The organism is Sphingomonas sp. (genome assembly GCF_017745215.1).
In the GTDB taxonomy this organism is placed as follows: domain Bacteria; phylum Pseudomonadota; class Alphaproteobacteria; order Sphingomonadales; family Sphingomonadaceae; genus Sphingomonas.
Genome location: NZ_JAGHZV010000016.1, coordinates 1 through 25,670, shown reverse-complemented (window position 1 = coordinate 25,670; position 25,670 = coordinate 1). Strand labels below are relative to the sequence as shown.

Here is a 25,670-nt window from a genome sequence, read left to right as displayed (position 1 = left end):
GGGCCGAGCAATTTACTGCGGGAACGGCTTGCGGCCCCTCAACCGTCATCCGGTGAAAGCCGGGACCCGGGGCTACGGAAGACGTCGCTCGCGGCCCTGGGTCCCGGCTTTCGCCGGGATGACGATCCAAGGACAGGACAGCGGCAGCGTCTTCAGCCGATCGCGCCGGTCGCCTGGCCTGCAGCCTTGAACATGCCGAGGATCTGCTCGACCTGCTCCGAGGTGTGCTCGGCGCAGAGCGAGCAGCGCAGCAGATAGGTGCCCGCCGGCGTGGCGGGGGGGCGGGCCATGTTGACGTAGAGGCCGCTCTCGAGAAGTGCCTGCCACATCATCACCGCGCGCTCCTGATCCTCGAGAATCACGGCGATAATCGCGCTGTCCGGAGTCTCGGTGCCGAGCTTGAAGCCCATTTCCTTGAGCCCGCCGTGGACGCGCCTTGCGTTCTCCCAGAGGTGCTGGCGCTTGTTGTGCGCGTGCATCAGCTTGCGGATCGAGGTCGCCGCGGTTGCGACCACCGAGGGGGGCAGCGAGGCGGTGAAGATGTAGGGCCGGCAGGCGAGGCGGATCGCCTCGAACTTGGGATGGTTCGACACGCAGAAGCCGCCGACCGTGCCCACCGACTTGGAGAAGGTGCCGACGACGAAGTCGACCTGGTCCTCGACCCCCTGCGCCTCATAGACGCCGCGACCGTTGGGGCCGAAGAAGCCCATCGAATGCGCCTCGTCGACCAGCACCATGCAGCCGTGCTTCTTCGAGACCTCGACCATTTCCTTCAGCGGCGCGATGTCGCCGAGCATCGAATAGACGCCCTCGAGCACCACCAGCTTGCCCGGCTCCGCGGGCAGGCGGCCGAGGCGCTTGTCGAGATCCTCGACGCTGTTGTGGCGGAAGCGGACGATCTCGGCATTGCCCATCGAGCAGCCGTCGTAGATCGAGGCATGGCTGTCGGCGTCGAGGATGACGTACTCGCCCTTGCCGGCGAGCGTCGAGATCATGCCCAGATTGGCTTGGTAGCCGGTCGAGAAGACGATCGCGCCGGTGGTGCCGTAGAAGTCGCGCAGCGCCTGCTCGGCGGCCATATGGTCGCGGAAGGTGCCGTTGAGCATGCGGCTGCCGTTGGTGCCCGAGCCGAACTGGTCGAGCGCGTCCTTGCCGGCCTGGATCACGTCCGGGTCGAAGGTCATGCCCATGTAGTTGTAGGTGCCGAGGAGGATTGTCTCGCGGCCCTTGATCACCGCGAGCGTGGGCGACTTCACTTCGTCCATCACGATCGCGAAGGGATCGGTGACACCGCTGTCGAGCAGCTTCTGCCGCTCGTTGATCAGCGGGTCGAACTTGCTCATCAGGTCGCGCTCGGGCGCGATCGGCGCCGGGTTGAGCGGCGTCGCGTCGGCAGTCTGGATCGCGTCGGTCATGTCAGGCCTTCAGCTTCTGCACCGCATCCACGAGCTGGCCGACGGTCTCGATCTCGGCCTGCATGTTCATCGTGATGATGATGTCGAACTCGTCCTCGATCGCGGCGACGAAATCCATCACCGTCAGGCTGTCCCACTCCAGGTCGCCGGCGAAGGTGGTGCCGTCGGCCAGCGCCACGCCCTTCTTGTTGAAAGGCTCGATCAGACCCGAAACGGTCTCGAAAATGCTCTGGCGGTCGCTCATGGGGTCGGGTCCTTAACGGTATCGCCCGGCAGTGCCAAGCGAATGCGGCGCAAAGGGGACGCTGGTGGGGCGGGGGAGAGTGGCCACCCTTCAAGTCGTCATCCCGGCGAAAGCCGGGACCCAGGGCCAAGCAGGACGTCGCTCGTGGCCCTGGGTCCCGGCTTTCGCCGGGATGACGGTTGGAAATTTGGGCTCAGGCCGCTTCGGCGCGATCCTCGCCTTTAGGAAAGGCCACGTCCTGGATCCAGCCGTCGAGCTGGTCGGCGATCTTCTTGAGCAGGCTCGCGTGATAATGCGTCACATCGGCCATCTCGTCGGGGTCGTCGAGGAGGTGTGCGACCTCGAGGACATAGACGTGCGCGGGGTTTTCGCGCGCCGCCTTGCGCCAGATCGCGTTGAAGCGGCGCGCGCGCTCGGGGGTGTGGTTGAGCCCGCGGCGCCATTTGGATTCCTCGGCTTCCTCCGGCGGCAGCACGACGAGCATGCGCAGGCCGCGCTCGAGCAGCAAGATGCAGGTGCGGATCACGCAGGTCTCGTAGAGGCCGAGGTCGATGAGATGCCACTTCCCCGGCCAGCGCACGTCGAGATAGTCGACCGTCGCGCCATAGACGAGGAAGGGCGGGAACTGCTGCTCGGCGAAGCTGCCGTCGTCCATCATCCGCATCGCGAAGAGCCGCGGGTGGTTGTCGAACTCGATCGCGGGACGGAAGCGGCTGAAATGCGCGATGCCGGCCGACTGGCAGTCGAACATGATGCGGATCGCGGGTTCGGCCGCGGGGGCCGACTGGTCGGCGCGCAGGCTCGCGCGGATCTGCGCGTCGTTGAAGTCGGCGTCGGCGATCCAGTCCGGCGCGGTGCGGCTGAAGCGGCCGTCCCAGGCGCTGGTGTCGATCGCGGGCCACAGCTCGCGCACCTTGGCGAGGGCATATTCCTCGAGCCCCATGTGCATGATCCGGCACGAGAAGGTGAAATGCTTGAGCGCGCCGGCCTTGCGGTCGACCATCGCGAAGCCGATCAGGCCGTGGCGGCCATATTGGTCCCAGGCGAAGATCGACCAGCTGTCGAAGCCGACGACGTCGATGATGTCGCGCTCGAGATCGGCCTGGTCGACGCGCGACTGGGTGTAGTTGAGCTGGTTCGAACGGTTGATCAGCTCGGCGATGCGCGGGGCGAATTCGAGATTGTCCATCCGCTGCGGCGCGCAGGCCCTGATCGCGCACGAACGGAGGAAATCCTCGTTCGAGAGCGTCGGCGCGGCGGCGCGGTCGCGGACGCGTGCTTCGAGCATGCGATAGTCGTCGATGCGGCTGCGCGCGCCCGTCTGGAGCGCGAGCAGGCCGGCGAGCTGGTCGTCGGCGTCGGGCGCGGTGGCGTCGAGCGTCTGGATCTCGGGGAGGCAGTGGCGGACTTCGCCGAGGTTGATCGGATTGTCGTCGACGAAGAGGACGTTGGCGGGGCGCAGCTGCATGTCGACGATGATCTCGCGGATCGCCTCGGGCTTGGGCGCGAAGGCGATGCGCGGGAAGACGAACTCGTCCCACAGGCCGAGCTCGACCAGCCTGGTGCGGGCGGCACCAGGGTCGTTCTTCGAGCAGATCGCCGAGACGACGCCGCGCGCGTTGAAGGCGCGGACCAGCTCGGCGCGGGTCTCGTGGAGGGTCACGTCGTCGCCGTCGGCGAGCGTGCCCCGCCACAGCGTGTCGTCGAGGTCCCAGATGATGAGCTTGATCGGCGCGGTCCACATGGCTTCATTCTAGGACGGAATTGCGCGCGGCGTACGGGCATGCGAAGCTCCGCGGCGACAGGGGGAGGTCCACGCGATGGACGAGCAAGCGCCCGAGCCGGCCTATTCGCCGCAGTATATCCACATGCTGCGCACCACGCAGACGATCCACCTGCAGCTGAGCCAGATGGCCGACCAAAAGGCCTCGATCCTGATGGGCGCGACCTTCCTGACCTTCACGCTCGCGATCGGCCAGGCGCGCGGGGCGCTGCCGCCGCTGCCGCTGACGATCCTCGGCGGCTTCGCCTTCGTCTCCGCCGTACTCGCGATGCTGGTGGTGCTGCCGAGCGCGGGGAAGCGACGGAACGCAAAGCCCGCGCCGCTGAACCTGCTGTTCTTCGGCTCGTTCACGCAACTGCCCGAAGCCGAGTTCGTTACCGGACTGCGCAACGCCGCGCAGAGCGACCGCACCATCCTCGAGCTGATGGCGCGCGACATCTACCAGAACGGCCAGGTGCTGCGGCGCAAGAAATACCGGATGCTCGGCTGGGCCTATCGCGTGTTCCTGGCCGGGCTGGTGGCGAGCTTCGCGGCGTTCCTGCTCGACGTCGCTCGGCCGTATCTGGGCTAAGGGGAAGAAGCCGAATGACCGACCTGATCGTGCTTGCGGTACTCTGCGTGCTGAGCCTGGCGACCTTGCTGCTGCGCTGGCGGATCGACGTGCCGTCGAAGCTCGTCGCGCTGGCGGTGACGGTGCTCTACTGCGTCACGCTGCTGTTCGCGCTGCGCTTCTGCGCGAAGAACTATCCGGCGGCCTATGTGGCGCGGCTCTACGCCTCCGAGACGCCGTGGATGAACGACTGGGTCAAGGGGCCCTGGCTGTTCGAGGTGCCGGGCTTCTATGCCGCGGTGGTCGCCGGGGCGGCGAGCGTGCTGATGGTGTTGTTTCCGGCTTCGGGTGGGTTCCGGACTTTGCTGAGCGTGGTGAAGTGGATCGCCGGCGCGGTGGCGGTGGCGATCATCTTCTACGGCCTGTTCTGGATCCTGTTCCTGGCCAAGCCGCCCGTTTAATCCCACCAACCCGTCATCCCGGCGAAAGCCGGGACCCAGGGTTACGGAGGACATCGCTCGCGGCCCTGGGTCCCGGCTTTCGCCGGGATGACGGCGTCGGCGTGATGGCTTCAGAGCAGCCCCTGGTCGCGGTACCAGGCGGCGGTCGCGGCGAGGGCGTCCTCGGTGGTGCGCAGCGGCTGCCAGAGGTTGGCGGGCGGGCGCTTCGCAGCGTCGACCACCCAGTCCTCGTGGCAGAAATAGGCGACGCGGTCGGGGGTGAGCTTGGCGCCCTTGCCGCGCACGAGCCGGTCGAGCTGGGCGCCGGCCATCATCAGCGGGCGCGGCAGCGCGAAGGCGGCGACGCGCTTGCCGACCGCGGTGCCGATCGCACGAGCGAACTCCTTGTGGTCCCAGCCGTTCGCGCGGCCGTCGTCGACGTCGATCACCTGGCGGTAGGAGTCGCTGAGCGCCAGCGCGAGGAGGAGGCGGCCGAGCTCGCCGACTTCGATCACCGACAGCCGGCCGCCCGGCGGGGTGAGCGCAAGGCCTTTGGCGGCGAGCCTGAACAGCTCGAGCATCTCGAGGTCGCCGGGACCGAAGATCGCGGGCGGGCAGACGATCGTCCAGTCGAGCGGGCTCGCCTCGACGAGCCTGTCGGCCTCGGCCTTGGACCAGCCATAGGACGAGAGCTGCGGTTCGCGCGCGGCGAGCGAGGAGACGTGGACGAAGCGCGCCACCCCAGCGGCCTCGGCAGCGGCGAGCATGTTGCGGGTGCCGTCGATATTGCCCCTGGCGAAGCCCTCGCGGGTCGGCGCATTGACCACGCCGGCGACGTGGATGACCGCGTCGGCACCCTCGGCCAGCCGGGCGAGCGCGGCGGTGTCGTGCAGGTCGCCGGGGATCCAGTCTACCGACACGCGCTCGGCCTGCTCGCGGCGGGTGAGCGCGCGGACGCGGTGGCCGGCCTCGAGCGCCAGCGCGATCAGCCGCGAGCCGACGAAGCCCGTGCCGCCGGTGATCGCGAGCACGCTCACAGCAGTGCCATGTGGTTGCGGTGGACAAGCGCCGCGCGCGGGGCATAGCCGAGGATCGCGGCCTGCTCCTCGCTGCGCTTGCCGGCGATGCGTGCGGCATCGTCGCTGGGATATTCGGCGAGGCCGCGAGCAAGAGGCGTGCCTTCGGGTCCGGCGACGACGACCAGGTCGCCGCGGTCGAACCTGCCTTCGATCCGCGTCGCGCCGGCGGCGAGCAGGCTCTTGCCCGAGGTCAGCGCCCTGGCCGCGCCGGCGTCGATGTGGATCGTGCCCTTGGCGGTGAGCCCGCCGCGCAGCCACGCCTTGCGTGCCGGAGCGGCCTTTTGCGCGACGAAGATCGTGTGGCGCGCCTCGGTGGAGAGCGGGCGCTCGATCCGGCCCGAAGCGATGGCGAGTGCCGCGCCCGCGGCATTGGCGATGCGCGCCGCGGCGATCTTGGAGACCATGCCGCCCGAGCCCATCCCCGAGCCCGAGCCGGTATCGGCCATCGCTTCGATCTCGGCGCCGATCTTCTCGACGCGCGCGATGTGGACCGCGCCGGGCTGGGCGGGGTTGCGGTCGTAGAGCCCGTCGATGTCGGAGAGCAGCACCACGCCCTGCGCGCCCGCCGCCTGCGCGACGCGTGCGGCGAGCCGGTCGTTGTCGCCGAAGCGGATTTCCTCGGTGGCGACGCTGTCGTTCTCGTTGAGCACGGGGACGACGCCGAGGCCGAGGAGGCGATCGAGCGTCGCCGAGGCGTTGAGGTAGCGGCGGCGGTCCTCGAGGTCGTCGAGCGTGACGAGCATCTGCGCGGCGGTGAGGCCCTCAGCGCCGAGCACGTCGGCCCAGACCTGGCTGAGCGCGATCTGGCCGGTCGCGGCCGAGGCCTGCGCATCCTCGAGGCTCGCGCGCCCGCCCCTGGGGAGGCCGAGCCGCCGTGCGCCGAGCGCGATCGCGCCCGAGGAGACGACGGCGACCTGCTGGCCCTCGCGTGTCCGCGCGGCGATGTCGGCGGCGACCCCCTCGAGCCACTCGCGGCGCACGCGCCCGTCGGGATCGACGAGCAGCGCCGAGCCGATCTTGACCACCAGGCGCGGGCAGGAGGAGGGCGGGAAGAGCATGGCGCCGGGCGTTAGCAGCGTGCCGCGGTTCAGACCAGCGAGTCGCGCGCCAGGTGGGTGTAGGGCTGTTTCGCGAGCGCGCGGGCGACCGCGTCGCGCGTGCTGTCGTCGCCGGCGCGGACCTCGGCGAGCTCGGCGGCGGTGAGCAGCACGATCGGCACCGCGCGTACCGGCGAGAGCGGCATGTCCGGCATGTCGGTCGCGAAATCGGGCGCCGGGCCGCCGATCAGGATGCCGAGCACGTCGTCGGCGGTAACGAATTGCGCGGGAAGCTGCGAATGGATCGTCTCGGCTTCGGAGACGCCGGGGAGCTCCATCGAGAGGATGCCGCCGTGGCGGTCGAGCCGCGAGACGATCCCGCCATTGTCGGCGACGATGCCGGCGACATGGCTGAGCAGCGCGAACATCCAGCTCTTCCGGAGCGGCGCGATGGTGCCCGGCGCGCCGGCGAGCGCGGGCGGCAGGTCGGCGCATTCGAGGAAGAGCTCGAGGCCGTAGCCGTTGGCGTCGCCGCCTTCTTCGAACGGATCGGAGAGCCCGTCGGTGGCGAGCAGCACGCCGCCCTCGGGGCGTCGCACGACGCGATAGGCCTGGCGCAGCGTCGGCCAATGCGACCCGCCGAGGAAGGCGGGGCTGATCAGCGGCGCGAGGACGTCGGGCTCGACTGCGCCGGCCCGGGCCCAGAAGCGCGAGCGGGCGTCGAAGGATGCCTCGGCGAGCGGGTCGCCCGCAGGCGGTTCGGGCGACGCCGGAGCGACGGTTGCCTTCGCGCCGAACAACCGGCGGAACAGATCGCCCAGACTCATCGCGTCCCCCCGACTCGGCGCCACGCCGCGGCGCACGCTCTCTGCCCGATTTGCGTCAGCCCCGCGACTCCGCCGGCGCGGAATCGCGGTCAGTCGCGCGCGAAGATCTCGTCGTGGGGGATCGTCAAGTCGAGTGCCGGGATCGCGATCCCGCCGCGGCCCGAGAACATGTGATCGTGCCAGCCGTTCTCGGACTGGCGTTCGAAGGTTCGGCACATTTCGTTGATCGGATCGACGAAGGCGATCGTGCGGACGCTGGCGATCCGCCGATACTCCTCCAGCTTGGTCCCCTGGTCGAGGGTGGTGGTGCTCGGCGACAGGACTTCGATGATCACCACCGGGTCGCTCAGCGACTTCGCCTCGGTGACCGCGTCGCGAGGGCCGCAATAGATGCTGATATCAGGGTAGCGCACGTCTGTTTCGCTCACGCGGACCGCCATCTCCGACCCATAGGGCCGGCAGCCGCTGCCCTTCAGCCGCGTGCGCAGCCAAGCGAAGATGTTGCCCTGCACCCAGGCATGCGCCTCGGTGCCTCCGGTCATCATCACGATGACGCCGTCCTCGAGTTCGAACTTCCGGTCGGTGCCGAAGTCGATTTCGAGAAACTCGTCCGCAGTGATCTTGCGATAGGCAGGGTCGGCGCGCATGCCGCCCTTCTACCATCGCTGGGCGATGGCACCAAGCGATGCGGCCCTCAGATCGGCGACCATTCGATCGCGTCCTCGCCGTCGTCGTCCTCGCCGACCTTGCCGCGCTCGGGGCCGATCGCTTCGAGCAGCTTGTCGAGCACCCAGTCGACGCCGACGCCGCTTGCGCCCGAGAGCGGGATCACCGGATGCCCGCTCGCTTCCTCCAGCTCCTCGGAGAGCGCCGCGATCAGCTCGTCGTCGAGCGTGTCGATCTTGTTGAGGCCCACCACCACCGGCTTGTCGACCAGCCCGGCGCCATAGGCCTCGAGCTCGTCGCGGACGATGTGGTAGCTCGTCGCGACATCCTCGTCGTTGGCGTCGACCAGATGGAGCAGCACGCGGCAGCGCTCGATGTGGCCCAGGAACCGGTCGCCGATGCCCGCGCCCTCGGCAGCGCCCTCGATCAGCCCGGGGATGTCCGCGACCACGAACTCGCTGCCCTTGTGGCGCACGACGCCGAGCTGCGGGCGCGTGGTGGTGAAGGCATATTCGCCCACCTTGGCCTGGGCGTTGGTCACCTGGTTGATGAAGGTCGACTTGCCGGCGTTGGGGAGGCCGACCAGCCCCGCGTCGGCGAGCAGCTTGAGGCGGAGCCACACCCAGGCCTCATCGCCCGGCCAGCCGGTGCCGTGCTGGCGCGGGGTGCGATTGGTCGACGTCTTGTAGCTCGCGTTGCCGCGGCCGCCGTCGCCGCCGCGCAGGAAGACGACGCGCTCGCCTTCCTTGGTGAGGTCCAGCAGCAGCGTGCGCTCGTCGTCGTCGGCGAGGATCTGGGTGCCGATCGGCACCTTGATGACGAGGCTGTCGCCGCCTGCGCCGGTGCGGTTGCTGCCGGCGCCGCCATGGCCGCGCTGGGCGCGGAAATGCTGGGTGTAGCGGAAGTCGATCAGCGTGTTGAGGCCGGGGACGGCCTCGAAGATGATGTCGCCGCCCTTGCCGCCGTCGCCGCCGTCGGGCCCGCCATATTCGATGTACTTCTCGCGCCGGAAGCTCACGGCGCCGCCGCCGCCGGTCCCGGAGCGGACGAAGATCTTGGCCTGGTCGAGGAAATGCATCGCCGCGCTTTAGGGGAGGGGAGGCGGGAGCGCCAGCCCGGCTCGTTTGGGCATTCAGATCGAAGCGTGCGCTCCATCCGAGGACTTGTCACGTTGAACTTGTTTCAGGGTCCAACCCTCCACGGGCGCACCGCCCAGAGGCGGGTTTGAAAGCAGGTGTTGCGGGAGCGGCGCTGCCTCTCGAGCCGTCATCCCGGCGAAAGCCGGGACCCAGGGCCGCGAGTGATGTCCTCAGTAACCCTGGGTCCCGGCTTTCGCCGGGATGACGGTGTAGGAATGCCGAAAACCCGTTCGGCGATTGATGACAGCCCCGAGTTCAGCGTGACTGCATCACTATTGACGCCCCAGCGGCACCCTAGTGCCGCTCGCCCTCGGGGATCGCCTTGCGCGAGACCATGCAGGCCTCGGGCGTGCAGGCGGCGGCATCGCCGAAGGCTTCCATCACCTTGGTCAGCGTCGTGCAATCGGCGCCGCTCGCGTCGATCTTGATCCACGGGCGCGGGCGGAGCTTGGCGACTTCGGTGCCATAGCCGACCAGCGTGTCGAACTCGACGGGCTTGCCGTTCCAGAACAGCTTGTCGTCGTTGACGTCGATCACGTTGCTGAGCGGCGTGATCACCATCTTCCGGGTATCCACCAGCCCGTCGCGCCAATGCGCCGAGACCGGGCATTTGGCGAGCGGCTCGGCCGGCGCAGCCGCGAGCATCAGGGCGAACATCATTGCGACCATCTCCGCGACTCCTAGCCTTCGCCGTCCTCGGCATGGAGGTGTGGCGCCATCAATGCCTGGGTGGCAAGCCCGCGCGCGGCGTCGCGCTTCAGGCCCAGCGCCTTGACCATCGGCTCGCCGAGCAGCGCGTCGCCGAGCGCGAGCAGCACCAGGTGGAGCGTCTCCTCCTCGAGCGCGGTGCCGTTGTGCGGATGGTCCTTGCCGATCATGTCGACAAGGCCGCGGATCGATTCGAGGATCGGCGCGAGCGCTTCCTGATTGCCCGTCAGGATCATCCAGCTCGCCAGCGCGCCGGCGCCGCCCTTGCCGAACACGTCGAAGGTCAGGTCGACCACTTCGCGCGGATCATGGTCGCCGCGCGCGCGCGTCCGCAGCACCGCGTCGGCGATCCGGTCGCGCACCGAGCCGGTGATGCTCTGCGCGAGCGCCTTCTGCAGCCCGGCGGCCGAGCCGAAATGGTGGAGCAGGTTGGCGTGCGTGCGCCCGATCTTGGCGGCGACCGCCTTGAGCGTGACGGCCTGGGGTCCCGCCTCGAGCAGCAGCTCGCGCGCGGCCTCGATGGCGGCGTCGCGGGATTCCTCGGGGGACAGTCGTTTGCGAGTTATTGACATCAATGTAAGTAAGTTCTACGCCCCCTGAAGCTTCCCGGCTTAATGGAGGAATCGCCGTGGCGAAAGCAAAGACTCCCGCGGACCTCGTGATCACCCCGCGCGACCGCCGTTTCGGGCGGGGCAAGGCGCAGGCACGCTGGTGGTACGACGGCGATCCGGTGGCGACGGCGTTCCTCAACTCGCTGTCGATCACCTTTCCGACCGGCGAGGCCTTCTTCATCGAGTCGGTGAAGGCGTTCCGCGAAGGCACGCCGCCGCGGCTCGAGGCCGAGATCCGCGCTTTCACCCAGCAGGAAGTGATGCACAGCCGCGAGCATGTCGCGTTCAACAAGCGGGTGACCGAGGCGGGCTACGATCTTGCGCCGCTCGAGCAGGTGGTCGAGGAGACGCTCGCGATCATCCGCCGGCGCCCGGCGATCGTGAACCTCGCCGCGACGATGGCGCTGGAGCATTACACCGCCATCCTCGCGACGCTGTTCCTCAAGGACCCTGCTATCTTCGGCGAGACCGACCGCGAGCTTGCCGACATGTGGAAGTGGCACGCGATCGAGGAGCTCGAGCACAAGGGCGTCGCCTATGACACCTGGCTGCATGCCACGCGCGACTGGACGCGGTGGAAGCGCTGGAAGCTCAAGGCAGTGATGATGACCGTCGTGACGATGAATTTCTGGCGCAAGCGCGTCGCGGGGGCGCGGGAGCTGCTGCGGCAGGACGGGATCACCGGCTGGCGCGCGGAGTGGGGGCTGACCTGGTTCCTGTTGGGCAGGCCGGGGCTGTTCCGCCGGCTGGTGCCGGCGCTGGTCGCCTATTACCTGCCGGGCTTCCACCCCTGGAACCATGACGACCGGCCGCTGATCGGCAAGGCCGAGAGCGATTATGCCGCCGCGGTGCTGGCTTAGGTTGGTGCGCCCGCGATCGAAGAACCGCTACCCTGAAATGGGGGCGTGACACCAATCGAGACGAGCTTTTGGGCATCCCTCCACCGTCATCCCGGCGAAAGCCGGGATCCAGGGTTGCAGAGGACGTCGCTCGTGGCCCTGGGGCCCGGCTTTCGCCGGGATGGCGGCTGGATCTGGAGGACCTCCCCAACAAAGGATGGGCCTTCAGCTCCAGTCACGCCGCCACGGCCATTCGGTCGTCTTGCGGGCCATTGCAGTCCACCCCATCACCACCCAGTTCGAGTTCGAACGTCGCGCACGGCGCTTCGCCGCCGCGGCCGACCGAGTGGCGCGGCTCGACCTTGCCGGTCGGGCAGAAGCCGAGCTTGCGCAGCACCCGGCCCGACGCCGGATTGTCGACGAAATGGCCCGCCACGACGCGCTTCAGCCGCAGCGTGTGGCGCGCGGTCTGGAGCACGCCGCGCCCGGCCTCGGTCGCATAGCCGCGGCCCCAGGCCGCGGGGGTCAGCCAATAGCCGAACTCGTGGCTGCCGTCTTCGAGCGGGTGCAGCCCCATGCCGCCGATCAGCCGGATCACGTCGCCCTCATGCGCCCAGATCATGAAGACCGGGCCGGGCGTCTCGCGGTGGCGGGTCGCGACGAAGCTCTCGGCATCGCCGAGCGCATAGGGCCAGGGCACCTTGGCGAGGTTGCGCACGACCGATTCATGGCCGATCGCGCGAGCGAGCGCAGGCGCATCCTCGGGCCAGAAGGGCCTGAGCGTCAGTCTCTCGGTACGCACGAACATCCGTACTCTCCTCGACTCTTTTGCCATGCCCCTGGCGCGCCACGATGACGCCAGCGAGACATTAGCGGGTTGAGGGAGCAGCAAAAAAGGGAGACCGGGGCGACCCGTCTCCCTTATGCGTTGGTCCGTGTCCGGACCCGGGTCGCCCTGGTGGGCAACCCGGCTGGTTGCCCGATGTTACTCGGCCGCCTCGGCAATCATCTCTACCGAACAGAACTTCCGCCCGAGCTTGCCGTCGTGGAACGACACGCGGCCGTTCACGAGTGCGAACAGGGTGTGGTCCTTGCCGATGCCGACATTGGTGCCCGGGTAGAATTTCGTACCGCGCTGGCGGACGAGGATGTTGCCCGCGACGACCGCCTGGCCACCGAACTTCTTCACGCCGAGACGCTTGCTCTGCGAGTCGCGGCCGTTGCGCGAAGAGCCGCCTGCCTTCTTATGTGCCATTGTCTATACTCCTCTTCGCTCGCTCAGGCTTCCGCCGCCGGGGCTTCGGCAGCCGCTTCGGGGGCAGGGGCGTCGGCGGTCTTCTTGGCCTTGGCCTTGGTCGCCTTCTTCTCCTCGGCCGCGCCGATCGCGACGATCTTCAGGATCGTGTGCTGCTGGCGGTGGCCGTTCTTGCGGCGATAATTGTGGCGGCGACGCTTCTTGAAGACGATCACCTTCTCGCCCTTCGCCTGGGCGACGATCTCGGCCGAGACGGTCAGGCCGTCGACGGGCTTCAGCTCGCTGCCTTCGCCGGCGAGCAGGACGTCGCCCAGCGTGACCGACGAGCCGGCCTCGCCGTCGAGCTTCTCGACGACGATCTTGTCTCCCGCGGCAACGCGATACTGCTTGCCGCCCGTGCGCACCACTGCGAACATGGCTTCTTCTCTGTCCAAATGCTTGTGCCCGCCAGGCAGCGACCCGGCAGGAGGAAGCGCGCAGCTAAGGGAGCGGCGCTTCGAAGTCAACCATTAGTTCCGGTTTTGTGACGGTGTGATGGCCGGAAGCGCCTCACCAACCGTCATCCCGGCGAAAGCCGGGACCCAGGGTCAAGCAGGACATCGCTCGCGGTCCTGGGTCCCGGCTTTCGCCGGGATGACGAAGGAAGGGTTGGGACGACTGAAGGGACGGAGGCGTGTCTAATGCCGGTGCAGCGGCTTCAGCGTGTAGCGGCTGCCGGTGTAACCATCGAACAGCCCCTCGATCGCCGGATGGTCGACCGGATCGCCGCTGTCGTCGGTCACCAGATTCTGCTGGCTGACATAGGCGATGTAGGTCGAATCGGCGTTCTCGGCGAGGAGATGGTAGAAGGGCTGGTCCTTGGGCGGGCGGACGTCCTCGGGGATCGCCTCATACCATTCCTCGCTGTTGGCGAAGACGGGGTCGACGTCGAAGATCACGCCGCGGAAATCGAAGAGGCGATGCTTCACGACATCGCCGATCGCAAAGCGTGCGCTCGCGACCGGGGGCAGGGGAACTCCGGGATCAAGCGGCGCGGAACGGGTGGGTACGCCAGTCATGCCAATAATCTAGTGTGCGTTCGGCGTCGCACAAGCGGGCGCTTGCGGGGCTCGAATGATTGGTCTAAGGGCCGCGCCTCACAGCGACCCGGATGAGGTCCCGAAGCGGGACTGCAACCGAAAAACGCCTCTGCGGAGAGGTGGCAGAGTGGTCGATCGCGCCGCACTCGAAATGCGGTTTACGGGCAACCGTAACGTGGGTTCGAATCCCACCCTCTCCGCCACCTTCCCTGCGAGGCGGATCCTCGCGACTACAGCCCCAGGATCTTGTCGAGGTGCGTCTGCACGATCGACGCGGTGTCGGAGGCGAAGTCCTTGAGCTGGGGCACGCTTCCCGTCTCGCCATAGCCCTTCATCGCAGCGAGCGCCTTCTGGTGGGCGGCGACCTGCTGCTGCTTGTAGAGCGCGTCGAAATCCGCACCGGTCGCCGCGCGCAGGGCTTCGAGGTTGCCCGACTGTTCGGGATCGAGCTTGGGGTTGGGCGTGATCGCCGGATCGGCCTTGCCGGCCGCGGCCTTGAGCTTGGCGGTCGAGGTGGTGTGGTTGTCCACCATCATCTTGCCGAAGTCCTTGAGCTTCTGGTCGGTCGCCTTCTGCTCGGCGAGCTTGCCCGCCTCGATCTCATAGGCGTCGGTCGAAGCGGCGGCGTCGGCGAATTCCTGGCCGCTCATCGCGGGCACGGCGACGGTGGCGTTCTCGGTGCCGTTGTCGGTGTCGGTCGAGATGTCGGTCACCGAGCCGCTGTTGGTCGCCGTGGTCTCGGTGTCGGTCTTGCTCCCGCAGGCCGACAAGGCGAGCGCGCACGCGCCGAGCGCCAAAATAAACCCATGTTTCATCAGGAATTCTCCTCTCTGCGGCGCCTCAACGAAGCCGGAGAGGGCCCGTTCCGGCGAATGCGACGAATGTCGTGTCCACGCGGCGTCGCGGCGGGGAGGACAACACCGGGACGCGGGATTTACGGTCCGCTCACCTTTGTCGCGCAAAGACCTGGAACCGTATTTCCGAGGACTTTCCGTGAACTTCTACGCGCTCGCCCCCCGATTGAAGAACGAGGCCCAGCGCCAGGCGGCGGTGGATCGCTACGGACTGGCGAAGCGGCGGCCCGAGAGGGCGCAGCCGCTGGTCGAGCGTGTCGCCGAGCTGTTCGGCACGCAGGTCGGCGTGGCGACGGTGATCGATCGCAACCGGCAGGTCGTCTCGGCCGCCAAGGGCATGGAGATGCACGCAGTGGAGCGCGACATCTCCTTCTGCGGCCACGCCATCGCCAATCCAGACGAGATCATGTGCGTGTTCGATGCGGCGCTCGACCCGCGCTTCGCGGGCAACCCGCTGGTACAGCGTACGCCGCGCATCCGCTTCTACGTGGGACTGCCGCTGGTCACGCCCTGCGGCCAGCCCTTCGGCGCGCTGTGCGCGATCGATTCGCTGCCGCGCGCCCGGCTATTGCCGGAACAGACTCACGAGCTGCGCGAGCTCGGGCGTCAGATCACCGCCACCATGCTCAACTGAGGACGGGGGCGCCGCGGGCGTCTCCGGAGCCTCGGCGGTCTCGACGACTTCCGCGGCGGCGGTCGCCTTCTCCTCGCGCTTCCAGTTGTTCGCCCTGAGCACCTGCCCGACGCGGCGGACCAGCTCCTCGGGCTCGAAGGGCTTCACCAGATAGTCGTTGGCGCCCGATTCCATCGCTTCCGCGATCGCTTCCTCGCTGCCCTTGGCGCTGAGCATCAGGATCGGCGTGAGGTAGAGGCCGGGGAGGCGCCGGATCGCCTCGAGGATCTCGACGCCGGTCATGCCCGGCAGGCCGCGATCGAGGATCACCAGGTCGGGCTTCTTGAAGGCGATGGTGTCGAAGGCGAGCGTGCCGTGCGCGATCACGCCGACCAGATGACCGGCCTCGGTGAGGATCGACTGGACGACCTCGCCGACCAGCGGATCGTCCTCGACATAGATGATGCGCGCCATGCTCAGCCCTTGGCGAGCAGCTCGTCGACGCGGAAGACGAGCTCATCGGGATCGAAGGGCTTCTTCATATAGTCGTCCGCTCCGGCGAAGCGCGCCAGCTCCTCGTCGCGCTCGCCGCGGCGGCCGGTGAGCATCATCACCGGCAGCTTGGCGAACTCGGGCATCTTGCGCAGTTCCTGGACAAGCAGAACGCCCGAAAGCTCGGGCATGTTGCAATCGAGGATCACCAGGTCCGGCCGCCGCGCCTTGATCACGCGCAGCGCCTCGACGCCGTTGCCGACCACGCCGGCGCCATGGCCGGCAGCAATCAGCGCGTCCTGCGCAATCTGTCCCACGATCTCGTCGTCTTCGGCAATGATGATACGCGCCATGGACCAACTCGCCTCGGTCGCCGGATCGGCGAACGTTACTCCAGTCCCGCGGCCTCTACGATGCTTCGGCCTTCCGAACACTTAAGGAATTGCCACAAGAGGTCCTAACGGCCCGTTAGCCTTATATGGTTACTTCCCGCTTCTCCGTTCCGGCGTTCTGGGAGTTGTGATGCTGACCCGTGCTGCCCGCCATCGATCGCAGCGCATGCTCGCGGCGGCGCTGCTGCTGCTGAGCTGCTGCGCCGGATCGGGGGTCTGGCTCGCCTGGCAGAAGCAGCTGGCCGACCAATGGGTGCGCCACACCTTTGAAGTCTCGGACCGGCTGTCGGGCATCCGCATCAAGATGCTCCGCTCCGAGCTGCTGCGCCGCAACCATGTGCTTGCGGCCGACCCGCGCAATCCTGCCGGGCTGGAGGAGATCGCCGCCGGCCTGCCCGCGGACCTCGACGCGCTCGCTTCGCTCACTGCGGACAATCCGCCCCAGCACCGGCGCACCCTCCTGCTCGGCGCCCTCGCGCGCGAGCGGCTGACGATCGCGCGCCACACCGTCACCCGGCTCGACAAGGCCGAGCTCGCCGCGATCGCCGCGCAGATCCACGATCCCGCCGCGCAGCGCGCCTCGCAGCAGCTGGTCAATCTGATCGGCGCGATCCGCAGCGAGGAGCAGCGGCTGCTCGCCGAGCGGCTGGCACGCGCGCGCGCCTTCGAAGTGCCGCTGATCATCACGCTGGCGCTGAGCGGCCTGCTCACCTTCGCGATCGGCTGGCTGTTCGTGCGCGAACGGCGCGAGCGGATGGCCGCGCTGCGCACCGCCAATGCCGCGCTCGAAGCGGACATCGTCCGCCGCGAGCGCGCGGAGGCCGAGCTCGGACTGCTCGCGGCCAATGCGACCGACGCGGTGCTGCGCATCGCGCTCGACGGGAGCTGCATCTACGCTTCGCCCTCGGCGCGGCAGGTGCTGGGCGTGGAGCCGAGCGCGCTGCTCGGCAAGCCGCTCGACGGCGCCGTCTCGCCCGAGGACCAGGCCGAGATCCTCCAGTTCCACGGGCTGCTCGCGAGCGGCGCGATCGATCGCGGCGTCATCCTCTATCGCACCTATCGCTACGACGACCCGAACCAGCTGATGTGGATCGAGGCGCACGCCGGGCTGGTACGCGACCCGGTGACCGGCGAGCCGAGCGAAGTCATCGCCTCGCTGCGCGACGTGACGTCGCGCAAGGGGCTCGAGCTCGAAGTCGACGCCGCACGCGAGCGCGCCGAAGCGGCGGCGCAGGCCAAGTCGAGCTTCCTCGCCAACATGAGCCACGAGATCCGCACGCCGATGAACGGCGTGCTGGGCTTCGCCGAGCTGCTGCTGCGCAGCGAGCTTTCGCCCGACCAGCATCGCCAGGCCGCGCTGATCGTCGATTCGGGCAAGGCGATGATGCACCTGCTCAACGACATCCTCGACCTCTCGAAGATCGAGGCGGGACAGATGCAGGTCGCGACCGAGCCGACCGACCTGCGCCATGCGCTCAGCCACTGCGTCCGCCTCGCCGAGCCCGCGGCGATCCAGAAGGGCCTCAAGCTCGACTTCCAGTTCGGCGCCGACCTGCCCAAGTTCGTGATGGTCGACGGGCTGCGCGTTCGCCAGGTGGTGCTCAACCTGCTCGGCAACGCAGTCAAGTTCACCACCCGGGGGAGCGTCACGCTCACGGCCTACCGCCTCGACGACACGATCGAGATTGCCGTGATCGACACCGGCATCGGCATCCCGCTCGATCGCCAGCCGGCGGTGTTCGGCGAGTTCGTCCAGGCCGACGCCTCGACCCAGCGGCGCTACGGCGGCACGGGGCTGGGGCTGACGATCAGCAGCCAGCTCGCCGCGCTGATGGGCGGTGAGCTCACGCTCGAGAGCGTGCCCGACCATGGGACGACGATGATCCTGCGCCTGCCGTTCGTCCCCGCGGGCGGCGGCGGGACGATCAGGACCCCGATGTTCGGCGAGACCGTCGCGACCCGGCCGCTGCGCGTGCTGCTCGCCGAGGATCATGACGTGAACCAGGCGCTGATGGAAGCGATGCTGTCGCGGCTCGGCCATCGCGCCACCATCGTCGGCGACGGCGCGCTCGCGGTCGAGGCGGTGGTGCGCGCGGGGCGGACCGACGAGCCGTTCGACATCGTGCTGATGGACATGCAGATGCCGGTGATGAACGGGCTCGACGCCACGCGCGCGATCCGGGACGCCGGCTTCGACGCAGCCGCGCTGCCGATCGTCGCGCTCACCGCCAATGCCTATGCCGACGACATCGCGGCGTGCCTGAGCGCGGGGATGCAGGCGCATCTCGCCAAGCCGCTCGATCTCGCCCAGCTCGACAAGGCGCTCCACCGCTGGGCGCCCGCGGCGGGTCCCGTGCGCGAGGCGCCGCCGGCCGAGATGCCCGCGATCACCGCGAAGCCTTCGCTCGTCGATCGCTACAATGCGCGCAAGGCCGAATTGCTGGCGTTCGCCGAGCAGTTGCAAGCCTCGGGCAGCTTCGATCCCGGGGCCGTGGAAGAGCTTTGCGGGCTGCTCCACAAGCTCGCCGGCTCGGCGGGGATGTTCAAGGAGCTCGAGCTCGGGCACTTCGCCGGCAAGCTCGAGGAAGAGCTCGAGGCGGCCTCGCCCGACGCCGTGCCGAGGATCGTTGGCACGGTGGTGGAGATGATGCGCGCAGCCGCCTGATTTAGCGGGCGAAAACGTCCTTGCGCAGTTGCGCAGCTATGCCATCATTGCGCGATGCACCGGCGACGCTACGGCAACTGATGGTTCTGCCGCTCCTCGACCGCGACGCCGACGCGTTCGCGGCGCTGGTGCCCGATGCGATCATCGGGTTCGATCGGGAAGGCGTGGTCCGCGCCTGGAACCCCGGCGCCGAGCGAGTCTATGGCTGGCCGGCGGCGCGCGCGATCGGCATGGCGATCGAGGAGCTGCTCGCGACGCGCCATCCGTTCGGGCTCGGCTATCTGCGCGATCAGCTCGCCGCCGAGGGCAGCTGGGACGGCGAGCTGTTCCGCACGGCGGGCGACGGGCGCGAGCTGCACCTGAGCGTCCGGCGGATGCTCCGCGCCGATGCCGATATGGTCCTCGAATGGTCGCGCGAGGCCGAGCAGGTGAGCGAGAGCGAGATCGCCGCGCACCGTTTCTCGAACCTGTTCCACGCGATGGCCGCGGCCTTCTGGGAGCTCGACTTCTCCGAGGTGCGCAAGACGATCGGCGGGCTGGTCGCGGCGGGCGAGCCCGATCTCGTCGGGCGGCTGCGCGGCGATCCGGCGCTCGTCGACCGGCTGATCCCGATGGTCCGCGTGATCGACGTGAACGAGACGACGCTGCAGCTGTTCGGCATCCCCTCGCGCGAAGCGGCATTGGCGCGCGACACCGCCTGGGCCTGGCCCGCCGAGAGCCGCCACGTCTTCGCCGAATCGCTCGTCGCCGCGGCCGAGCGGCGCGACAGCTTCAGCGTCGAGACGGTGCTGAGCGGCTGGGACGGGCGGCGGATCGACGCGCTGTTCACCGTCTGCTGGCCGAGCGGCCACAAGGCGCGCGGCACCGTGCTCGTCGGCGTGATCGACATCACCGGGCGCAAGCACGCCTTCCAGAAGCTCGAGGCGAGCGAGGAACGCTACCGCACGCTGTTCCAGCATATGCCGATCGCGCTGGCGCAGATCAATCTCCAGCCGCTCTACGACCGGCTGAGCGACCTCCACGCCACGGGCACGAGCGAGCTCGCCGACCATGTCGAGCGCACCCCGGAGTTCCTCGACGAAGTGCTGCGCCTGCCGACGATCGAGGAGGCCAATCTCGAGGCGCTCCGCCTGTTCGGCGCCGAGAGCGTCGAGGACCTGCGCGGGCCGATCGAATGGGCGTGGAAGGCGCGGCCCGAGACGATCCGGCGCTCGCTCGCCGCGCGGCTGCGCGGACGGCCCAACTATACCGAGGAGACAGTGGTCAACCGGCTCGACGGCGAGCCGGTTGACGTGATCTACACCATGGCCTTCCCGCTGACGCTGGTCGAGAGCGGGATCAACGTCGTGGGCTTCATCGACCTGAGCGAGCGCAAGCAGGCGAGCCTGGCGCTCCGCCAGAGCGAATATCGCTACCGCGACCTGTTCGAGCATATCCCGGTGGCGCTGTGGCAGTGCGACACCTCGCGGCTCGGCGGGCTGTTCGAGGGCTGGCGCGCGCAGGGCGTGGTGAGCCTATCGCGGCATTTCGACGCGCATGCCGAAGCGCTCGAGCGCTGCCTCAGGCTGGTGACGATCCAGGAAGTCAACAGCGAAGCGGTGCGGCTGTGCCGCGGCACCAGCGCCGCCGACTTCGCCGGGCGTACCGGCTGGGACTTCTGGCACCAGAGCACCGCCGCCTTCCGCCACGCAATCGAGGCGCGGTATGCGGGCGCCATGGGGCACAGCGAGGAGACGCAGATCCGCACGCTCGACGGCGGCACCGCGGACGTCGCCTTCACCGTCGCCTTCGCGCCCGCGCTGCAGGAGCAGGGGATCACCGTGGTCGCGACGCTCGACATCAGCGACCGCCGCGCCGCCGAGGTGCGGCTGCGCGAGATCCAGGCGGAGTTCTCGCACGCCTCGCGGATCACCACGCTGGGCGAGCTGACCGCCTCGATCGCGCATGAGGTCAACCAGCCGCTCGCCGCGATCGCCGCGTCGGGGCAGGCGAGCCTGCGCTGGCTCGACCGGCCGCAGCCCGACCTGGGCGAAGTCGCGGCGCTGGCGACCGACATCGTCGCCGATGCCCGGCGCGCGAGCGAGATCATCGCGCGGATCCGCGGCATGGCGATGAAGCGCGAGCCCGATCCGGGCGCGGTCGACATCAATGCGATGATCGAGGAAGCGCTGCTGATCGTTCGCCACGAAGCGATGGCACGCCAGGTGACGATCGAGACGCGCTTCGCCGGCGGGCTGCCGCCCGCGGTCGCCGACCGGGTGCAGCTCCAGCAGGTCATCGTCAACCTTGCGCTCAACGCGATCCAGGCGATCGTCGCCGCCGATCCGGCAGAGCGGCGGATCACCGTCGTCACGGCGCGGGGCGGCGCGGGCGAGATCGAAGTGGCGGTGCGCGATACCGGGCCCGGCATCGCGGCCGAGCATCTCGGCCATCTCTTCACCGGCTTCTTCACGACGAAGGAAGGCGGGATGGGGATGGGGCTGCCGATCTGCCGCTCGATCCTCCAGTCGCTCGGCGGCTCGATCGCGGCGGAGAACGGGCCGGAAGGCGCGTGCTTCCGCTTCACCCTCCCGGTGCCGCCGGGGCTTTGAGCACGCCCGTTTTGACAGCCCCGTCTGCCGAACCTGTTTCAGCATCGATGCCGTGCCGTCTCCTCAAGCCCTCCGGCCGTTGGAAAGTCCTCGGCATGGACCCTGAAACAAGGATGTGTCCTCAATCGCCGAACTGGCCTCGCCCCACAGCCGTCATCCCGGCGAAAGCCGGGACCCAGGGTTACGAAGGGCATCGCTCGCGGCCCTGGGTCCCGGCTTTCGCCGGGATGACGATTGGGGAATCCAATCCCCTCTCGCAAATCATGACGTTCCCAAGTTCAGCGTGACGAAGTCTTCGATTTGCAGGCGCCCTAGACCACCGCTTCGCCGATCTTCAGCCGCTCGGCCATCTTGACCAGGTCGGCCAGCGTGCGCGCTTCCATCTTCTTCATCGCCGCGGCGCGGTAGAGCTTCACGGTGATCTCGCTCAGCCCCAGGTCATAGGCCGCCTGCTTGTTGAGCCGGCCCGCGGTGATCAGCTGCATCACCTGCTTCTCGCGCGACGACAGCCCCTCGTAGCGGCGCGAGAGGGTGGCGAGCTCGCCGTCGGTCTTGCGGCGCCGGCCGTCGAGCTCGAGCGCGGCGGCGACCGCGTCGAGCAGATCCTGGTCGCGGAAGGGCTTGGGCAGGAAGTCCATCGCGCCGGCCTTCATCGCGCGCACGGTCATCGGCACGTCGCCGTGCGCGGTCATCATGATGACGGGCAGCCGGATGCCCAGCGCCTCGAGCTGGCCCTGGAAATCGAGCCCGCTCATCCCCGGCAGCCGCACGTCGAGCAGCAGGCACGAGGGCTGGTCGGGAAGCTCGGCGGCTAGGAACGCGCTGCACGTCTCATAGGTCGCGGACTCGATCCCTACCGAGCGCAGAAGCGCGGCAACCGCGCGTCGCATGGAAGGATCGTCGTCGATCACGTGGACGAGAGCGGCCGAGTCCATCAAAGGGACTATATCCTGCTCTTCGGCCGCGGGCAAAATCCGCTCCAAAGTCGAGTAAAATCCCGTCCGCTGATACATGGTCAGCTCCCCCTGATCGCGGTTTCGAGTTCGGCAAGCAGCTCGTCCGCGTCGAAAGGCTTGCTCAGCACGCAGCGCGCGCCCGCGTCGAGGGCGCGCTGGCGGGTCAAGGCATCGGGATAGCCGGTCATCATCAGCACCCCGAGCTCCGGGCGCTCGCGGTTGACCATCGCCTGGAGGTCGAGCCCGCTCATCCCCGGCATCTGGATGTCGGTGACCAGCGCTGCGGTGGCGGGATTGGCATCGTCGGCCAGGAAGGCCTCGGCGCTGTCGAACACCCGCACGCCATAGCCGGCGGCGCGCAGCAGGCGGGCCACGCCGGTGCGGATGGACTCGTCGTCGTCGACGACTGCGATCACCGGGGCCTCCGTCATGCGTTGCGCGCCTCCGCCCGCAGCGAACGGGCCTCGGCGAGTGTGTCCGTGCGGGGATCAACCGCAACTATACGATGGTTGAGCGCTGCCCCGCCCCGGCACAACCGCAGTCGCGGCGCGTTAACCCTTAAGTCTAATGGCGGCCGCGGCGCCGATCGGGGATAGGAGAGGGGCACCTGGCATCCCCCCTCGCCATCCGGGTGCAACGCGCAATCGGGCAGCCCCCGATGCAACCCGGGCGGGCCGGCATCCTCCCCCCAGACGCCGGCCCGCCCGCCCCCTCTTCGGGGCGGGTCGGCCACGCCGCTATGCGAAGGTATGAGCCGGTCAATCGCTCGTAGAAATGACGCGAGCCCGCCGCGCACCCTAGGCTCCACGGGTATCCAGGAGGGAGCCCCGAGATGCCCGAGACGCCGCTGCCCAGCTACGATCCGGCCCGCACGGCGCTGCTGTTCGTCGATCCGTACAATGATTTCCTCGACGCCAGGGGCAAGCTCTGGCCGCTGGTCGCCGCCGTCGCCGAGCAGACCAACCTCCACGCCAATCTGCGCATCGCGCTGGGCGTCGCGCGCGCGGCGGGCTTCGCGGTGTTCATCGTGCCGCACCGGCAATGGGAGCCGGGCGACTATGCCGACTGGGACCATCCCACGCCCTATCAGCTCGGCGCCGCGCGGCACGAAGTGTTCGCGCGCGGCAGCTGGGGCGCCGAATGGTATCCCGATTTCGCGCCGCGCCCCGGCGACACGGTCGTCAAGGAACATTGGGGCGGCAGCGGCTTCGCCAACACCGATCTCGACTTGCGGCTGAAGCAGCGCTGCATCACCCATGTCGTGCTGGTCGGGCTGATCGCCAACACCTGCATCGAGTCCACCGGGCGCTTCGCCTCCGAGCTCGGCTACCACGTCACGCTGGTGCGCGACGCCACCGCCGCGGCGAGCCCCGAGGCGCTGCATTCGGCGCACGAGATCAACGGGCCGACCTTCGCTCACGCCATCCTCACCACCCAGGAGCTCGTCGCGGCGCTCGCCGTCGCCGAGCCCGCCTGAAGGAATTGCCCGAGATGACGATCGACATGCTCACGCCCACGGCCCGAGACGTCGCCACGCGCTTCGTGCAAGCGCGTGGACGCGCGCTCGCCTATCGCGAGATCGGCCAGGGCACGCCCTTGATCCTGTGCCTGCGCTTCCGCGGCGTGCTCGACAGCTGGGACCCCGCCTTCCTCGATGCGCTTTCCACGAGTTTCCGCGTCATCACCTTCGACTGGTCGGGCCTCGGCCAGTCGACCGGCGCCGCGAGCTACATCCCCGAGACGATGGCGAACGACGTGCTCGACCTCGCCGACGCGCTCGGCATCGACCGGTTCGTGCTCGGCGGCTGGTCGCTCGGCGGGATGGCGGCGCAGGTCGTGGCGGTGATGGCGCCCGAGCGGGTGAGCCAGCTCGTGCTGATCGGTACCATCCCGCCCGGCAAGGCCGAGCATGCGTCCGAGCCCGTATTCCTCGAGCGCGCGCTCAAGCCGATCAACGACCTCGCCGACGAGGAAGTGCTGTTCTTCGAGCCCGAGAGCGCGTCGAGCCGCGCCGCCGCGCGCGCCTCGAACCGGCGGATCGCCGAGCGCACCGGCGACCGCAGCCCGCCGGTGCTGCCCGAGACCTATCTCCGCCTGCTCCAGGAACGCCGCGCCGACGACATCTTCCCCGATCGCGGCGGCTATCGCGATTTCCTCGCTACGGCTGGCATCCCGATCCTGGTGATCGCGGGCGACCATGAGATCGTCTTCCCGACGCCGAACTGGTTCGCGCTCAACCGCGAATGGAAGGGCCTGCACCTCGTCGTGCTGCCGCAGATGGGCCATGGCCCGCAGCACCAGGCGCCCGGGTTCGTTGCGGACCTCATCGCGAGCTTCGTGCGAACGCGAAGCCGCGCCGACATCGCCTGAGGCCGGGGAGATGTCGCAGACCATCGTCCTCATCCACGGCGCCTGGGTCACCCCGGCGAGCTGGGACCGGTTCGCCGGGCGGCTGCGCGCGGCGGGACATGTCGTCCACACGCCGAGCTGGCCGCTGATCGAGGGGCTCGACGCCGCCGCGATCAACGCTTCGGTGCCGCAGGGCTTCGGCGCGCTGGGCGTCGGGCGGATCGTCGACCATCTCGCGACGTTCGTCGCGAGCCTGCCCGAGCCGCCGATCCTGGTGGGCCATTCGGTGGGCGGGCTGCTGACCCAGCTGCTGCTCGACCGCGGGCTGGGGGTGGCGGCAGCGGTGCTCAACCCGGTGCCGATCGGCGGGATCGTGCCGGGCCCGCGCGCCCTCCAGGCGATCGCGCCGATCGTGCTGCGCCCGCGCGGCTGGGCGCGGCCCTATGCCTTCAGCCGCCGGCGCTTCGCCGCGCTCTACGCCACCGGCGCGCCCGAGGCGCTGATCGACGAAGCGATGGCGCGCTATGTGATCCCGGCGCCGGGCAAGGTGTTCCACCAGGCCGCGCTGTGGCTCGGCACGCGCATCGGTCCGCGCCGCCGCACCCAGCCGCTGCTGATCACCGGCAGCGACCGCGACCTGCTGGTCACACCCTATCTCTCGCGCGCGGCCTATCGCATCCAGCGCCGGGCGCCCGCGCCGACCGAGTTCGCGATGCTGCCGGGCCAGTCGCACCTGCTGATCGCCGAGCCGGGGTGGGAGCGCGTCGTCGACCTGGTGCTCGGCTGGATCGACGGGCTGCGGCTGGCGACGCCGGGCGCCGTGCCCGCGGGGATCGCGGCCTAGAGCGTGTCCGATTCAATTTGAATCGTCATCCCGGCGAAAGCCGGGACCCAGGGCCACGAGCGACGCCCTTTGTAACTCTGGGTCCCGACTTTCGCCGGGATGACGACCTGGTTCAATCCGATCCGTACAGCCTCTACGTGTTTAGTCCCGAGGAGAGGCGGTACGGGTCGATTTTGAATCGGGCCGGGTCTTCTGTCCAGATGCGTGCGACATATTCGTAGGGTGTGAAGCCGCGGAGCGTC

At 68.8% G+C, this 25,670-nt stretch carries 28 protein-coding genes and 1 tRNA gene; 10 read left to right on the top strand and 19 right to left on the bottom strand.

Annotated elements, in window-relative coordinates; genetic code table 11:
• Window positions 1–152: 152 nt before the first annotated feature.
• The 3 genes from J7495_RS15445 to J7495_RS15435 all read right to left on the bottom strand — a co-directional run bounded on the left by J7495_RS15445 (window position 153) and on the right by J7495_RS15435 (window position 3,403).
• Complete coding sequence (locus tag J7495_RS15445) at window positions 153–1,415, bottom strand: aminotransferase class I/II-fold pyridoxal phosphate-dependent enzyme (RefSeq protein ID WP_294057605.1); 1,263 nt, start codon at window positions 1,413–1,415, stop codon at window positions 153–155.
• Window position 1,416: 1 nt separating this feature from the next.
• Window positions 1,417–1,659 carry an acyl carrier protein gene (locus tag J7495_RS15440; protein ID WP_294057603.1) on the bottom strand — a complete coding sequence of 81 codons (243 nt, stop codon included), beginning with the start codon at window positions 1,657–1,659 and terminating at the stop codon, window positions 1,417–1,419.
• 193 nt (window positions 1,660–1,852) lie between these two features.
• Entirely contained in the window at window positions 1,853–3,403 is a 1,551-nt protein-coding gene (locus J7495_RS15435) for an HAD-IIIC family phosphatase (protein ID WP_294057602.1), read from the bottom strand.
• A gap of 76 nt (window positions 3,404–3,479) precedes the next feature.
• Here J7495_RS15435 and J7495_RS15430 point away from each other — a divergent pair, with 76 nt between their 5' ends.
• Together J7495_RS15430 and J7495_RS15425 are read left to right on the top strand one after the other, a co-directional pair.
• Window positions 3,480–4,013, top strand: coding sequence for a Pycsar system effector family protein (locus J7495_RS15430; RefSeq protein ID WP_294057601.1), 534 nt, complete (start codon window positions 3,480–3,482; stop codon window positions 4,011–4,013).
• Between the two features lie 14 nt (window positions 4,014–4,027).
• Window positions 4,028–4,453, top strand: a complete 426-nt coding sequence (locus tag J7495_RS15425) for a hypothetical protein (protein ID WP_294057599.1) — start codon at window positions 4,028–4,030, stop codon at window positions 4,451–4,453.
• A gap of 110 nt (window positions 4,454–4,563) precedes the next feature.
• On the opposite strand, the gene J7495_RS15420 is transcribed toward J7495_RS15425, so the two are convergent.
• From J7495_RS15420 to J7495_RS15390, 7 genes are all read right to left on the bottom strand, one after another.
• Window positions 4,564–5,469: an NAD(P)H-binding protein gene (locus tag J7495_RS15420; protein WP_294057598.1), complete on the bottom strand. Its 906-nt coding sequence runs from the start codon at window positions 5,467–5,469 to the stop codon at window positions 4,564–4,566.
• A complete protein-coding gene (proB, locus tag J7495_RS15415; protein ID WP_294057596.1) occupies window positions 5,466–6,569 on the bottom strand; it encodes a glutamate 5-kinase in 1,104 nt (367 codons plus the stop codon). Before proB ends, J7495_RS15420 begins: the two co-directional genes overlap by 4 nt.
• 29 nt (window positions 6,570–6,598) lie before the next feature.
• A complete protein-coding gene (locus J7495_RS15410) occupies window positions 6,599–7,375 on the bottom strand; it encodes a hypothetical protein (protein ID WP_294057595.1) in 777 nt (258 codons plus the stop codon).
• Between the two features lie 89 nt (window positions 7,376–7,464).
• Window positions 7,465–8,022 (bottom strand): Uma2 family endonuclease, encoded by a 558-nt coding sequence (locus J7495_RS15405; RefSeq protein WP_294057593.1) that lies wholly within the window; start codon window positions 8,020–8,022, stop codon window positions 7,465–7,467.
• 47 nt (window positions 8,023–8,069) lie between these two features.
• Complete coding sequence (gene obgE, locus J7495_RS15400) at window positions 8,070–9,119, bottom strand: GTPase ObgE (protein WP_294057592.1); 1,050 nt, start codon at window positions 9,117–9,119, stop codon at window positions 8,070–8,072.
• Window positions 9,120–9,474: 355 nt separating this feature from the next.
• Window positions 9,475–9,840: a hypothetical protein gene (locus J7495_RS15395; protein ID WP_294057591.1), complete on the bottom strand. Its 366-nt coding sequence runs from the start codon at window positions 9,838–9,840 to the stop codon at window positions 9,475–9,477.
• A 20-nt stretch (window positions 9,841–9,860) separates the two neighbouring features.
• Window positions 9,861–10,460: a helix-turn-helix domain-containing protein gene (locus J7495_RS15390; protein WP_294057590.1), complete on the bottom strand. Its 600-nt coding sequence runs from the start codon at window positions 10,458–10,460 to the stop codon at window positions 9,861–9,863.
• 56 nt (window positions 10,461–10,516) lie between these two features.
• On the opposite strand from J7495_RS15390, the gene J7495_RS15385 reads away from it, so the two are divergent.
• On the top strand, window positions 10,517–11,359 hold the full coding sequence (locus J7495_RS15385) for a metal-dependent hydrolase (RefSeq protein ID WP_294057589.1): 843 nt from the start codon (window positions 10,517–10,519) through the stop codon (window positions 11,357–11,359).
• A 214-nt stretch (window positions 11,360–11,573) separates the two neighbouring features.
• Here J7495_RS15385 and J7495_RS15380 read toward each other — a convergent pair whose 3' ends face one another.
• From J7495_RS15380 to hspQ, 4 genes are all read right to left on the bottom strand, one after another.
• Window positions 11,574–12,146, bottom strand: a complete 573-nt coding sequence (locus J7495_RS15380) for a GNAT family N-acetyltransferase (RefSeq protein WP_294057588.1) — start codon at window positions 12,144–12,146, stop codon at window positions 11,574–11,576.
• 177 nt (window positions 12,147–12,323) lie between these two features.
• Window positions 12,324–12,593 (bottom strand): 50S ribosomal protein L27, encoded by a 270-nt coding sequence (gene rpmA / locus J7495_RS15375; RefSeq protein ID WP_294057587.1) that lies wholly within the window; start codon window positions 12,591–12,593, stop codon window positions 12,324–12,326.
• Between the two features lie 23 nt (window positions 12,594–12,616).
• Entirely contained in the window at window positions 12,617–13,009 is a 393-nt protein-coding gene (gene rplU / locus J7495_RS15370) for a 50S ribosomal protein L21 (RefSeq protein ID WP_294057586.1), read from the bottom strand.
• 261 nt (window positions 13,010–13,270) lie between these two features.
• The gene (gene hspQ / locus J7495_RS15365) at window positions 13,271–13,651 is read right to left on the bottom strand and encodes a heat shock protein HspQ (RefSeq protein ID WP_294057584.1); all 381 of its coding nucleotides are present in this window, start codon (window positions 13,649–13,651) and stop codon (window positions 13,271–13,273) included.
• A 134-nt stretch (window positions 13,652–13,785) separates the two neighbouring features.
• Here hspQ and J7495_RS15360 point away from each other — a divergent pair.
• Window positions 13,786–13,875 (top strand) — tRNA-Ser (locus J7495_RS15360).
• Window positions 13,876–13,902: 27 nt separating this feature from the next.
• Here the strand turns inward: J7495_RS15360 and J7495_RS15355 are convergent.
• Complete coding sequence (locus tag J7495_RS15355; RefSeq protein ID WP_294057583.1) at window positions 13,903–14,487, bottom strand: DUF4142 domain-containing protein; 585 nt, start codon at window positions 14,485–14,487, stop codon at window positions 13,903–13,905.
• 178 nt (window positions 14,488–14,665) lie between these two features.
• Here J7495_RS15355 and J7495_RS15350 point away from each other — a divergent pair, with 178 nt between their 5' ends.
• Window positions 14,666–15,160 carry a GAF domain-containing protein gene (locus J7495_RS15350; RefSeq protein WP_294057582.1) on the top strand — a complete coding sequence of 165 codons (495 nt, stop codon included), beginning with the start codon at window positions 14,666–14,668 and terminating at the stop codon, window positions 15,158–15,160.
• Here J7495_RS15350 and J7495_RS15345 read toward each other — a convergent pair.
• Both J7495_RS15345 and J7495_RS15340 read right to left on the bottom strand, forming a co-directional pair.
• Window positions 15,092–15,613, bottom strand: coding sequence for a response regulator transcription factor (locus J7495_RS15345; protein ID WP_294057581.1), 522 nt, complete (start codon window positions 15,611–15,613; stop codon window positions 15,092–15,094). The genes J7495_RS15350 and J7495_RS15345 overlap by 69 nt on opposite strands.
• A gap of 2 nt (window positions 15,614–15,615) precedes the next feature.
• Window positions 15,616–15,984, bottom strand: coding sequence for a response regulator transcription factor (locus tag J7495_RS15340; RefSeq protein ID WP_294057579.1), 369 nt, complete (start codon window positions 15,982–15,984; stop codon window positions 15,616–15,618).
• 169 nt (window positions 15,985–16,153) lie between these two features.
• Here J7495_RS15340 and J7495_RS15335 point away from each other — a divergent pair, with 169 nt between their 5' ends.
• Both J7495_RS15335 and J7495_RS15330 read left to right on the top strand, forming a co-directional pair.
• Entirely contained in the window at window positions 16,154–18,688 is a 2,535-nt protein-coding gene (locus J7495_RS15335; protein ID WP_294057578.1) for an ATP-binding protein, read from the top strand.
• A gap of 80 nt (window positions 18,689–18,768) precedes the next feature.
• Window positions 18,769–21,279, top strand: a complete 2,511-nt coding sequence (locus J7495_RS15330) for a PAS domain S-box protein (RefSeq protein WP_294057577.1) — start codon at window positions 18,769–18,771, stop codon at window positions 21,277–21,279.
• Window positions 21,280–21,590: 311 nt separating this feature from the next.
• Here the strand turns inward: J7495_RS15330 and J7495_RS15325 are convergent, their stop codons facing one another.
• Both J7495_RS15325 and J7495_RS15320 read right to left on the bottom strand, forming a co-directional pair.
• Window positions 21,591–22,214, bottom strand: a complete 624-nt coding sequence (locus J7495_RS15325) for a response regulator (protein ID WP_294057576.1) — start codon at window positions 22,212–22,214, stop codon at window positions 21,591–21,593.
• Window positions 22,215–22,294: 80 nt separating this feature from the next.
• On the bottom strand, window positions 22,295–22,666 hold the full coding sequence (locus J7495_RS15320) for a response regulator (protein ID WP_294057575.1): 372 nt from the start codon (window positions 22,664–22,666) through the stop codon (window positions 22,295–22,297).
• Window positions 22,667–23,067: 401 nt separating this feature from the next.
• Between J7495_RS15320 and J7495_RS15315 the strand changes: the two genes are divergently transcribed.
• Genes J7495_RS15315 through J7495_RS15305 form a run of 3 tightly spaced genes read left to right on the top strand, consistent with a single transcriptional unit; the run spans window position 23,068 to window position 25,428 of the window.
• On the top strand, window positions 23,068–23,712 hold the full coding sequence (locus J7495_RS15315) for an isochorismatase family cysteine hydrolase (protein ID WP_294057574.1): 645 nt from the start codon (window positions 23,068–23,070) through the stop codon (window positions 23,710–23,712).
• 14 nt (window positions 23,713–23,726) lie between these two features.
• On the top strand, window positions 23,727–24,605 hold the full coding sequence (locus tag J7495_RS15310) for an alpha/beta hydrolase (protein ID WP_294057573.1): 879 nt from the start codon (window positions 23,727–23,729) through the stop codon (window positions 24,603–24,605).
• 10 nt (window positions 24,606–24,615) lie between these two features.
• Entirely contained in the window at window positions 24,616–25,428 is an 813-nt protein-coding gene (locus tag J7495_RS15305; RefSeq protein WP_294057572.1) for an alpha/beta fold hydrolase, read from the top strand.
• The last annotated feature ends 242 nt before the right edge of the window (window positions 25,429–25,670 follow it).

Coding starts and splice junctions, on each gene's coding strand:
- J7495_RS15320 (WP_294057575.1), bottom strand. CDS start 22,666: ATGACGGAGGCCCCGGTGATCGCAGTCGTCGACGACGACGAGTCCATC.
- J7495_RS15345 (WP_294057581.1), bottom strand. CDS start 15,613: ATGGCGCGCATCATCTATGTCGAGGACGATCCGCTGGTCGGCGAGGTC.
- J7495_RS15405 (WP_294057593.1), bottom strand. CDS start 8,022: ATGCGCGCCGACCCTGCCTATCGCAAGATCACTGCGGACGAGTTTCTC.
- J7495_RS15315 (WP_294057574.1), top strand. CDS start 23,068: ATGCCCGAGACGCCGCTGCCCAGCTACGATCCGGCCCGCACGGCGCTG.
- J7495_RS15310 (WP_294057573.1), top strand. CDS start 23,727: ATGACGATCGACATGCTCACGCCCACGGCCCGAGACGTCGCCACGCGC.
- J7495_RS15355 (WP_294057583.1), bottom strand. CDS start 14,487: ATGAAACATGGGTTTATTTTGGCGCTCGGCGCGTGCGCGCTCGCCTTG.
- J7495_RS15410 (WP_294057595.1), bottom strand. CDS start 7,375: ATGAGTCTGGGCGATCTGTTCCGCCGGTTGTTCGGCGCGAAGGCAACC.
- J7495_RS15335 (WP_294057578.1), top strand. CDS start 16,154: ATGCTGACCCGTGCTGCCCGCCATCGATCGCAGCGCATGCTCGCGGCG.
- rpmA (WP_294057587.1), bottom strand. CDS start 12,593: ATGGCACATAAGAAGGCAGGCGGCTCTTCGCGCAACGGCCGCGACTCG.
- J7495_RS15305 (WP_294057572.1), top strand. CDS start 24,616: ATGTCGCAGACCATCGTCCTCATCCACGGCGCCTGGGTCACCCCGGCG.
- J7495_RS15395 (WP_294057591.1), bottom strand. CDS start 9,840: ATGATGTTCGCCCTGATGCTCGCGGCTGCGCCGGCCGAGCCGCTCGCC.
- proB (WP_294057596.1), bottom strand. CDS start 6,569: ATGCTCTTCCCGCCCTCCTCCTGCCCGCGCCTGGTGGTCAAGATCGGC.
- J7495_RS15390 (WP_294057590.1), bottom strand. CDS start 10,460: ATGTCAATAACTCGCAAACGACTGTCCCCCGAGGAATCCCGCGACGCC.
- J7495_RS15425 (WP_294057599.1), top strand. CDS start 4,028: ATGACCGACCTGATCGTGCTTGCGGTACTCTGCGTGCTGAGCCTGGCG.
- obgE (WP_294057592.1), bottom strand. CDS start 9,119: ATGCATTTCCTCGACCAGGCCAAGATCTTCGTCCGCTCCGGGACCGGC.
- hspQ (WP_294057584.1), bottom strand. CDS start 13,651: ATGACTGGCGTACCCACCCGTTCCGCGCCGCTTGATCCCGGAGTTCCC.
- J7495_RS15440 (WP_294057603.1), bottom strand. CDS start 1,659: ATGAGCGACCGCCAGAGCATTTTCGAGACCGTTTCGGGTCTGATCGAG.
- J7495_RS15380 (WP_294057588.1), bottom strand. CDS start 12,146: ATGTTCGTGCGTACCGAGAGACTGACGCTCAGGCCCTTCTGGCCCGAG.
- J7495_RS15430 (WP_294057601.1), top strand. CDS start 3,480: ATGGACGAGCAAGCGCCCGAGCCGGCCTATTCGCCGCAGTATATCCAC.
- J7495_RS15330 (WP_294057577.1), top strand. CDS start 18,769: ATGGTTCTGCCGCTCCTCGACCGCGACGCCGACGCGTTCGCGGCGCTG.
- rplU (WP_294057586.1), bottom strand. CDS start 13,009: ATGTTCGCAGTGGTGCGCACGGGCGGCAAGCAGTATCGCGTTGCCGCG.
- J7495_RS15435 (WP_294057602.1), bottom strand. CDS start 3,403: ATGTGGACCGCGCCGATCAAGCTCATCATCTGGGACCTCGACGACACG.
- J7495_RS15325 (WP_294057576.1), bottom strand. CDS start 22,214: ATGGACTCGGCCGCTCTCGTCCACGTGATCGACGACGATCCTTCCATG.
- J7495_RS15445 (WP_294057605.1), bottom strand. CDS start 1,415: ATGACCGACGCGATCCAGACTGCCGACGCGACGCCGCTCAACCCGGCG.
- J7495_RS15340 (WP_294057579.1), bottom strand. CDS start 15,984: ATGGCGCGTATCATCATTGCCGAAGACGACGAGATCGTGGGACAGATT.